The sequence below is a fragment of the Daejeonella sp. genome, assembly GCF_044232565.1.
Classification (GTDB): domain Bacteria; phylum Bacteroidota; class Bacteroidia; order Sphingobacteriales; family Sphingobacteriaceae; genus Daejeonella.
Genome location: NZ_JBIILQ010000250.1, coordinates 1 through 4,044, shown reverse-complemented (window position 1 = coordinate 4,044; position 4,044 = coordinate 1). Strand labels below are relative to the sequence as shown.

The 4,044-nt window shown below is 36.3% G+C and carries 4 protein-coding genes and 2 pseudogenes; all 6 read left to right on the top strand.

Features of this window, described 5'->3' with window-relative positions; genetic code table 11:
• A pseudogene (locus tag ACILQF_RS11430) lies at window positions 1-693 on the top strand (M23 family peptidase); the annotation flags it as partial.
• A gap of 61 nt (window positions 694-754) precedes the next feature.
• On the top strand, window positions 755-1,216 hold the full coding sequence (bcp, locus tag ACILQF_RS11425) for a thioredoxin-dependent thiol peroxidase (protein ID WP_395627536.1): 462 nt from the start codon (window positions 755-757) through the stop codon (window positions 1,214-1,216).
• A 63-nt stretch (window positions 1,217-1,279) separates the two neighbouring features.
• On the top strand, window positions 1,280-2,125 hold the full coding sequence (locus ACILQF_RS11420; RefSeq protein WP_395627535.1) for a transketolase: 846 nt from the start codon (window positions 1,280-1,282) through the stop codon (window positions 2,123-2,125).
• A gap of 82 nt (window positions 2,126-2,207) precedes the next feature.
• Window positions 2,208-3,161 carry a transketolase family protein gene (locus ACILQF_RS11415; protein ID WP_395627534.1) on the top strand — a complete coding sequence of 318 codons (954 nt, stop codon included), beginning with the start codon at window positions 2,208-2,210 and terminating at the stop codon, window positions 3,159-3,161.
• A gap of 37 nt (window positions 3,162-3,198) precedes the next feature.
• Entirely contained in the window at window positions 3,199-3,750 is a 552-nt protein-coding gene (locus tag ACILQF_RS11410; protein WP_395627533.1) for an RNA polymerase sigma factor, read from the top strand.
• A gap of 30 nt (window positions 3,751-3,780) precedes the next feature.
• Window positions 3,781-4,044: pseudogene (locus ACILQF_RS11405) on the top strand (hypothetical protein); the annotation flags it as partial.

The window sequence follows — 4,044 nt, the reverse complement described above, 5'->3', positions numbered from 1 at the left end:
GCAGGAAATGAAAGTGAATTAAATTTCAAATTCAAATTCGATCCAAGTCAGACAAGAATAGAAAAACAGGCTCTCGGCAAAAAATTTGCTTTTAACCAAATTAACAAATTTGACACTACGGGACTGAGTTTGTACATGCCTTTAAAGACTTTGTTTAGCAACCTTGATTTTATTTATAGCACATCCGCAAAGCCTATCGCGGCATACTCCCCTATTCATCACATTCATAATCGATTGACTCCTATAAATGGTTCTTATCAATTATCCATTAAAGTGGATGAAAACCTTCCACAGCATTTAAAAAGTAAGACTTTGCTCGTTAATACACGCAAAAGTGCTATGGGTGGGAATTATGAAAATGGTTACGTAAAAGCTGAACTTAAAACCTTTGATAGTTTTTATGTGACCCTTGACACAATCGCTCCTAAAATTATTCCTGTAAATATCAGCAATGGAGCAAATTTAGCCTCCGCTTCAAAAATTCAATTTAAGATTTCAGATAATTTATCTGGAATTGACAGCTTTAGTGCGTTATTGGACGGAAATTGGGTTTTAATGGAGTACGACTCTAAAACAAGCTCATTATGGCATCATTTGGAAAAATCAATTGACAAGGGCAAACATGATTTTCAGCTCATAGTAAGCGATAAGAAAAATAATACCGCGATGTTCTATGCAGTATTTTATAAGTAAGAGAAATATTCCCAACACATTATTTATTTTACTAATTTTATCCCATCAAAAGCACAACACCATGATAGAATTAAGCGAAGGACAAAAAGCTCCAAATTTTTCAGCAAAAGACCAAAATGGGGAATTAATTAGCCTGAGCAATTTTGAGGGTAAAAACATCATTCTATATTTCTATCCTAAAGATGATACCCCAGGATGCACTGCTGAAGCATGTAGCTTCAGAGACCATTATGAATCATTGATTGCTCAAGGATTTGTGGTTTTAGGGGTAAGTACAGACGATGAAAAATCTCATTTAAAATTTATCAATAAACATAATTTACCATTCTCATTAATTGCGGATACCGAAAAAGAAATTGTAGAAGCTTATGGGGTATGGGTAGAAAAGAATATGTACGGTAAAAAATATATGGGTATTGCTCGTAAAACATTCATCATCGATAAAAAGGGCTTCATCTTAAAAATCATCGACAAGGTTGATACAAAAAACTCTTCAGCTCAAGTTCTAGACTTGTTAAAATAAAGCATTCTAATCAACAAAAAATAAAAACATCATGGCTAATTAATAGGCCAACAAACAATAAATATGACTCCAGACATTGATAAATTAAAAAAAGTTGCCACTCAGGTTCGTAGAGATATAGTTAGAATGGTTCATGCCTGCCAATCAGGACACCCAGGTGGTTCACTTGGCTGCGCTGATTATTTGGTGGCTCTTTATTTCCATACCCTAAAACATAATACTAAGTTTAGCATGGATGGCCAAGGCGAAGATCTTTTCTTTTTATCAAACGGTCATATTTCTCCGGTTTGGTATAGCGTACTTGCCCGTTCGGGATATTTCGAAATTTCTGAACTTGCAACTTTTAGAAAACTAAATACGAGGTTACAAGGGCATCCAACAACTCATGAAAAATTGCCTGGAATACGTATTGCATCAGGTTCATTAGGTCAGGGAATGTCGGTTGCTATTGGTGCAGCACTTGCCAAAAAAGCAAATAATGATAGTCAACTTGTATTCTCATTACATGGTGACGGAGAGTTACAAGAAGGACAAATGTGGGAGTCGGCGATGTATGCCAGTCATAATAAAGTAGACAACCTCATTTCTACTATTGATGTTAATGGCCAGCAAATTGACGGACCAACTGATAAAATTTTATCACTGGGTAATTTAAGAGCTAAATGGGAAGCTTTTGGCTGGGATGTTCTTGACATGAACGGAAATGACATGACAGATGTTATTCGTGTACTGGATCTTGCAATTTCAAAAACATCAAAAGGAAAGCCAATTATGATTTTGATGCAAACCATGATGGGCAATGGTGTTGATTTCATGATGCACACTCATAAATGGCATGGAAGTGCACCAAATGATGAGCAACTAGCCTCAGCACTTGGTCAATTGGAAGAAACTTTAGGCGATTATTAATAATCCCGAATCAATGGCCCTATAAGGTCAAAAAGAAATTAAATTTATTTATGCCTGCTGTTAGTCAGGAAATGTTTTTTATATGAAAAAATACACATACACCGAGAAAAAAGATACACGTTCAGGTTTTGGAGCGGGCTTAGTGGAAGCCGGTAAAAAAAATGATCAGGTTGTTGCTCTTTGTGCAGACTTGATTGGATCTTTGAAAATGGATGCTTTTATCAAGGAATTTCCTGAACGCTTTTATCAAGTTGGTATTGCTGAAGCAAACATGATGGGAATTGCAGCAGGTTTAACTATTGGTGGCAAGATTCCATTTACAGGAACATTTGCCAATTTCTCGACAGGTCGTGTGTATGATCAAATCAGACAATCAATTGCCTATTCTGATAAAAACGTTAAGATTTGTGCTTCACATGCAGGATTAACTTTAGGTGAAGATGGAGCAACTCATCAGATTTTAGAAGATATCGGAATGATGAAAATGCTCCCTGGAATGGTGGTTATTAACCCATGTGATTATAACCAAACAAAGGCGGCTACTGAAGCAATTGCTGAATACCACGGTCCCGTTTATTTAAGATTTGGAAGACCAGCCGTACCAGTTTTTACTGATCCAGATCAAAAATTTGAAATCGGTAAAGCCTGGATGGTAAATGAAGGAACGGATGTGAGTATTTTTGCTACTGGACACCTCGTTTGGACCGCCATTGAAGCTGGTGAAAAACTTGCTGAAGAGGGAATTAATGTTGAAATAATAAATATTCATACCATTAAACCTTTGGATGCAGAAGCAGTCTTAAAGTCGGTAGCCAAAACAGGATGTGTAGTTAGTGCTGAAGAGCATAACCGCATTGGTGGATTAGGAGACAGTATTGCACAACTTTTAGCGACAAACAATCCGGTTCCTCAAGAATATGTTGCTGTAAATGATAGCTTCGGTGAGAGTGGAACTCCAGATCAGCTCATGAAAAAGTATGGTTTAGATACTGAGGATATCATCAAGGCGGTTAAAAAGGTTATCAAACGCAAGTAGGGTAATTTTAGATGAGTCCAGGCCAATAAAGAAAAATATGCAGGTTGAGGATTCAGTAATCTTAAATAAATTCGCTCAGGAAAGTACTCGTACTGAAGCTTTTTCCTTGTTACTGAATAAATATCAGCAAAAAATTTATTGGCATATCCGAAGGATGGTTATCAATCATGATGATGCGGATGATCTTGTGCAGGATGTTTTTATCAAGATTTGGAAAAATCTTGCCAATTTCCGTAGCGATTCACAGCTATATACCTGGATTTATCGCATAGCCAGCAATGAATGCATCACCTTTTTAAATCGCAAAAAAATAAGAAATTCTGTCTCTCTAGATGATTCAGAAGGAAGAAACCTACTTGAAACACTAGCTGAAAGTCCCTATTTTGACGGCGACAAAGCCCAGATGAAGCTCCAAAAAGCCCTACTTACGCTCCCGGAAAAGCAAAGGTTAGTATTTAACATGAAATACTTCGACGACTTAAAATATGAGGAAATATCTGATATTTTAGGAACCAGCGTAGGTGCGCTAAAAGCTTCATTTCACATTGCCGTCAAAAAAATAGAACATATTTTATTAAACTCTGATTAAACCTTTTTAAATAAAAAATATCAAAGAAGCATGAAATTAAATGATTTAGATCGAGAATGGGAAAAGGAAGCTCCAACTCTTGCCGCAATGGGAAGAATAAATCCTTTTTCCGTGCCTTCGGATTATTTCGAGTCTCTATCTAATAATTTGACTTCAAGAGCACTCATTGAGGCTGCTCGATTTGAAAATGAGGAAGAATTTAGCATTCCAAAGGGCTATTTTGAACAACTGGAAAAGCAAATAAATGAAAAAATTATCATAGATAACATAAATGAAATTGCCCCTTACAGCGGA

Bases quoted from the DNA above. Each gene is read 5' to 3' on its own strand.
- bcp (WP_395627536.1), top strand. From the start codon at position 755: ATGATAGAATTAAGCGAAGGACAAAAAGCTCCAAATTTTTCAGCAAAA.
- ACILQF_RS11410 (WP_395627533.1), top strand. From the start codon at position 3,199: ATGCAGGTTGAGGATTCAGTAATCTTAAATAAATTCGCTCAGGAAAGT.
- ACILQF_RS11415 (WP_395627534.1), top strand. From the start codon at position 2,208: ATGAAAAAATACACATACACCGAGAAAAAAGATACACGTTCAGGTTTT.
- ACILQF_RS11420 (WP_395627535.1), top strand. From the start codon at position 1,280: ATGACTCCAGACATTGATAAATTAAAAAAAGTTGCCACTCAGGTTCGT.